Origin of the sequence: Streptomyces pathocidini, from assembly GCF_001418495.1 — a bacterium.
Classification (GTDB): Bacteria; Actinomycetota; Actinomycetes; order Streptomycetales; family Streptomycetaceae; genus Streptomyces; species Streptomyces pathocidini.
This window is the reverse complement of sequence record NZ_LIQY01000163.1, coordinates 1-5,150: the sequence shown is the minus strand read 5'-3', so window position 1 is coordinate 5,150 and position 5,150 is coordinate 1. Positions and strand designations below refer to the sequence as shown.

Below are 5,150 nucleotides of genomic sequence, written 5' to 3'. Positions count from 1 at the left end.
GGTGGGGGTGCCCCCGGCGGCCGTTGGGGGGAGTGCCCCGATTCGGGCCACGCTGTACCGATGGCTCGCCGTCGCGGCGGAAAGAGGGCGACCCCCAGACCCTCGGCCGTCAACTCACCTGTCCCCCTGGACGAAAGCGGAGCGTCTTGCTGACCGTCGACTTCACTCGCTTCCCCCTCGCCGCGGGCGATCGTGTGCTGGATCTGGGGTGTGGTGCCGGGCGCCACGCCTTCGAGTGCTATCGGCGCGGGGCGCGGGTCGTGGCGCTCGACCGGAACGGGGCGGAGATCCGCGAGGTCGCCAAGTGGTTCGCCGCCATGGAGGAGGCCGGTGAGGCGCCCGCGGGGGCGACCGCGACCGCGATGGAGGGCGACGCGCTCGCCCTGCCGTTCCCCGACGACAGCTTCGACGTCGTGATCATCTCCGAGGTCATGGAACACATCCCCGACGACAAGGGGGTGCTGGCCGAGATGGTGCGCGTCCTCAGGCCCGGCGGACGGATCGCCGTGACCGTGCCGCGCTACGGCCCCGAGCGGATCTGCTGGGCGCTGTCCGACGCGTACCACGAGGTCGAGGGTGGCCACATCCGCATCTACCGCGCCGACGGACTGCTGCGGAAGATGCGCGAGGCCGGCCTCAAGCCGTACGGCTCGCACCACGCGCACGCGCTGCACTCCCCGTACTGGTGGCTCAAGTGCGCCTTCGGCGTGGACAACGAGCGGGCGCTGCCGGTGAAGGCGTACCACAAGCTGCTGGTCTGGGACATCATGAAGAAGCCGCTCGCCACCCGGACCGTGGAGCGGGCGCTCAACCCGCTGATCGGCAAGAGCTTCGTCGCGTACGCCACCAAGCCGCACACCCCGAAGGCGGGCGTGTGACGTCTCCAGGGCGCACCGAGCGGCTGGTCCTGCCGGGGGTCCTCACCGCGGAGCAGGCCGCGCAGACGGTCGCGGGCATCGCCGCCGTGCAGCGCGAGGACGGCGCCATACCGTGGTTCCGCGGGCACCACCTCGACCCGTGGGACCACGTCGAGGCCGCGATGGCGCTGGACGCGGCGGGGGAGCACGAGCGCGCGGAGGCCGCGTACCGCTGGCTGGCGCGCCACCAGAATCCGGACGGGTCCTGGTACGCGGCGTACGCGGACGGGGACGCGGCCGAACCGGCCGACCGCGGCCGGGAGTCCAACTTCGTCGCCTACGTCGCCGTGGGCGCCTGGCATCACTACCTGTCCACCGGCGACGACGCCTTCCTCGACCGGCTGTGGCCCACCGTCTACGCGGCCGTGGAGTTCGTGCTGGGCCTCCAGCAGCCCGGCGGGCAGATCGGCTGGAAGCGCGAGTCCGACGGGGCGCCGGTCGCCGACGCGCTCCTGACCGGCTCCTCCTCCGTCCACCAGGCCCTGCGCTGCGCCCTGGCCATCGCCGAGCAGCGCGAAGAGCCGCAGCCGGACTGGGAGTTGGCGGCGGGCTGCCTGCGGCACGCGATACGCCACCACCCCGAGCGGTTCCTGGACAAGGGCCGCTACTCGATGGACTGGTACTACCCCGTCCTCGGCGGGGCCCTCACCGGCGCGGCCGCGAAGGAGCGCGTCTTCGGCCCGGACTGGGACCGCTTCGTCGTCCCCGGCCTGGGGGTGCGCTGCGTCGACCCCAACCCCTGGGTCACCGGCGGCGAGAGCTGCGAACTCGCCCTCACCCTCTGGGCGATGGGCGAGTCCGACCGCGCCGTGGAGATCCTCCGCTGGATCCAGCACCTCCGCGCCGACGACGGCCTCTACTGGACCGGGTACGTCTACGAGGACGAGGCGATCTGGCCCGAGGAGCGCACCACCTGGACGGCCGGCTCCCTCCTCCTGGCCGCCGCGGCCCTCGGCGGCGACGAGGCCACCACCACCGTCTTCGCCGGCGAGCGCCTCCCCCGAGGCCTGGAACCCGACTGCTGCTGACCGAAGTCCCGACCAAGCTGCACCCCACCGCGCGCGGCTCGCCGTTGAACATCAGCGTAGGTTCGCTGCCGGGTTGCCGAGGGGCCGTTGGTTGGAGATCACTCGACCGTGTGGGCCGACGGGGAACTTGTCGGCTATGCGTTCAGTTCGGCCAGGGCTCGTAGGGTCGGCAGGTCGGGGGCCGTGACCAGCAGGTCGGTGACCGGGCCCTTGCGCCACAGGGCCAGGCGTTCGGCGATGCGGGCGCGGGGGCCGACGAGGGAGATCTCGTCCGCGAAGGCGTCCGGGACGGCCTGGACGGCCTCCGCGCGGCGGCCCGCCAGGAACAGCTCCTGGATGCGGCGCGCCTCGGACTCGAAGCCCATCCGGGCCATCAGGTCGGCGTGGAAGTTGCGTGCCGCGTGGCCCATGCCGCCGATGTAGAAGCCGAGCATCGCCTTCACCGGCAGCAGCCCCTCCGCGACGTCCTCGCACAGCCGTGCCCGCGCCATGGGGGCGATCATGAAGTTCTCGGGCGCCTCGGCCAGCGAGACCTCGTACACGTCGGTGCGGAACGGGGACCAGTACAGCGGCAGCCAGCCGTCGGCGATGCGGGTGGTCTGGGCGATGTTCTTCGGGCCCTCCGCGCCGAGCAGGACGGGGAGCCCGGGGCGCAGGGGATGCGTGATCGGCTTGAGCGGCTTGCCCAGGCCCGTACCGTCCTGGCCGGTGTACGGGTGGGAGTGGAAGCGTCCGGCCACCTCCACCGGGCCCTCGCGGCACAGGACTTGGCGGACCACGTCCATGTACTCGCGGGTCGCGGTGAGCGGGCTCCTCGGGAACGGGCGCCCGTACCAGCCCTCGACGACCTGCGGCCCCGACAGGCCGAGGCCGAGCATCATCCGGCCGCCGGAGAGGTGGTCGAGGGTGAGGGCGTGCATGGCCGTGGCGGTGGGGGAGCGGGCCGCCATCTGGGCGATGGCGGTGCCCAGTCCGATCCGGGTGGTGTGGGCAGCGATCCAGGTGAGGGGGGTGAAGGCGTCCGAGCCCCAGGCCTCGGCGGTCCACACGGAGGCGTAGCCGAGGCGCTCCGCCTCGGTGGCGAGCGTGAGGTGTTCGGGGTTGGGGCCCCGGCCCCAGTATCCGAGCGCCAGACCCAGTCGCATGCCGCGGGTCACCTCCCTCATGGCCGCGCGCCGCGTTGGCGCGGGTTCGCGTCCGGCCGTTCCCGGGCCTCCGCAGGCGGTGGCCTGGGCCGTGGCCTCGGACCCCGGACAAGGCCGAAATATGACGCCCCGTCAGACATCCTCGGCAGGCACGGTAAACGCCGCGGCCTCCACCCACAAGGGCGGAGGCCGCGAAGAGGCGGGGCGGGTCAGCCGCGCTGGATTCCCGTGGTGTCCTGGAGGACGCCGCGGCGCCCGTCCTGGGTCTGCGCGACCAGCGCCTGCCCGCGCTGGTCCACGGCCAGATACCACGTGCCGGGCGCCAGTTCGGCGATCGGCGTCGGCGAGCCGTCCTCACCGTACAGCGGCCGCGTCACCGGCACCGCGAACCAGAACGGCGCGAACTCCCCGCCGGGCTGGCCGGGTTGGGTCGGCTGCTGGGCACCGTAGCCCGCCGGCTGCCCGTACGGCTGCCCCGGCTGCGTCGCGCCGTACGGCGAGGACGCGCCCTGCTGGGCGGCCGGGCCCGGGTACCCGTACCCGGCGTTCGGCGCCACCCCGTACGGCGAAGGCGTCTGCTGCCGGGGCGCGCTCAGCAGCGGGGTCTGCAGGGCGGGGACGGACGCGCCCAGGATCGTCCCGGCCGCGAGCACGAACGTCGCGAGCAGGCCGAGGATCTGGCCCGCGCCCGGGCCGATCGTCTCGACGTCCGGACCCCCGACGATCGTCCACAGCGCACTCCACACCGCGAACACCGCCAGCGCGATCCCCCACTGCTCCAGCCCGAGCCCGGCGACCTTCCGTCCCGCGGGCTGGAAGCGGGCGGCCACGAACAGGCCCGCGGCGATCAGCCCGGCGAGGTAGATCGAGGGCAGCACCGGGAAGAGCGAGGAGTCCCACGCGCCGGGGACGTTGCCGCGGTCGCAGAGATCGCCGTTGCAGTCGACGGAGTAGAAGTCGAGGAACGAGGCGATGAACAGCAACACCGCTGCTCCGATCACCACGCCGTCGCCTCGAGTGAGGGAACGGATATTCACGTAAGGTCCTTAGTCGGTCGCGGGGGTGGCCCCATCGTACGGAGGGAATGTAGCGGTCCGTCGCCGGGGCCTCACGCCCGTGCCGTACGCATCCTCACGCCGTGAGGTACGTCTCGATCCCGTTCGCGATTCCCTGCGCCGCCCGCTGCCGCCACCGCGGGTCGGTCAGCCGGGCGGCGTCCTGCGCGTCGCGCATGTTCCCGCACTCGATGAAGACCTTCGGAACCGTCGAGAGGTTGAGTCCGCCGAGATTGTCCCGTACGTCCAATCCCGTGCCGTCGCCGACGTAGTTGGCGGGCCCGCTGCCCGTCGTGCGGGCGAAGGTCTCGGCGATGCGCTCGCCGAGCTCGCGCGAGGGGGCGACGATCGGCGCGGTGTCCGCGGGGCCCTTCTTGACCTTCTCGGGGAGGATGACGTGGAAGCCGCGGTTGCCCGGGCCCGCGCCGTCCGCGTGGACGGAGACGGCCGCGTCCGCCTTCGCCTTGTTGCCGATCCTCGCCCGCTCGTCGACACACGGCCCGTACGGGCGGTCGCCGTCCTGGGTGAACTTCACGGTGGCGCCCTGCCGTTCGAGGAGGGTGCGGATGCGGCGCGAGACGTCGAGGGTGAACTCGGCCTCGGCGTAGCCGTCGTTGGTGGACGCGCCGACGTTGTCGCAGGGCTTGCGGCCGGTGCCCATGTCGATGATGCGGTTGATCTCGTCGGGGTGATCGGCGTTGGAGGGGTTGTGGCCGGGGTCGATCACCACGGTCCTGCCCGCCAGCGGGCGGGCGGCGCGCTCGCCGCGCTCGCCGTGTCCGGCGCGGGCGGACGGGCCGGTGCCGCCGGCGGGGGAGTCGGGGGAACAGGCGGGTACGAGCGCCGCGAGCCCGGCGGCCAGACATACGGCCGCGGCGCGGCGGCGGAGGGCGGGGATCCTGTCGGGTGCGTTACGGGAAGGCCGTGAGCTGCGGTTATCCACGAATCCGTACACTCTCGCGATGCTAGCCCGGCTCACACGCCGTCGCCTGTTCGGCGGAGTAC

At 73.0% G+C, this 5,150-nt stretch carries 5 protein-coding genes; 2 read left to right on the top strand and 3 right to left on the bottom strand.

What is annotated here, in order from left to right:
• Positions 1 to 146: 146 nt before the first annotated feature.
• A complete protein-coding gene (locus AOK16_RS09945) occupies positions 147 to 878 on the top strand; it encodes a class I SAM-dependent methyltransferase (protein WP_055471884.1) in 732 nt (243 codons plus the stop codon).
• Positions 875 to 1,945: a prenyltransferase/squalene oxidase repeat-containing protein gene (locus tag AOK16_RS09940; protein WP_055471883.1), complete on the top strand. Its 1,071-nt coding sequence runs from the start codon at positions 875 to 877 to the stop codon at positions 1,943 to 1,945. The genes AOK16_RS09945 and AOK16_RS09940 overlap by 4 nt, the downstream gene beginning before the upstream one ends.
• Before the next feature lie 134 nt (positions 1,946 to 2,079).
• On the opposite strand, the gene AOK16_RS09935 is transcribed toward AOK16_RS09940, so the two are convergent.
• The 3 genes from AOK16_RS09935 to AOK16_RS09925 form a co-directional block, all read right to left on the bottom strand.
• Positions 2,080 to 3,090: an LLM class F420-dependent oxidoreductase gene (locus tag AOK16_RS09935; RefSeq protein WP_055471885.1), complete on the bottom strand. Its 1,011-nt coding sequence runs from the start codon at positions 3,088 to 3,090 to the stop codon at positions 2,080 to 2,082.
• Positions 3,091 to 3,299: 209 nt separating this feature from the next.
• Positions 3,300 to 4,127 (bottom strand): hypothetical protein, encoded by an 828-nt coding sequence (locus tag AOK16_RS09930; RefSeq protein ID WP_079101222.1) that lies wholly within the window; start codon positions 4,125 to 4,127, stop codon positions 3,300 to 3,302.
• Between the two features lie 94 nt (positions 4,128 to 4,221).
• A complete protein-coding gene (locus AOK16_RS09925; RefSeq protein ID WP_055471881.1) occupies positions 4,222 to 5,088 on the bottom strand; it encodes an N-acetylmuramoyl-L-alanine amidase in 867 nt (288 codons plus the stop codon).
• Positions 5,089 to 5,150: the final 62 nt, after the last annotated feature.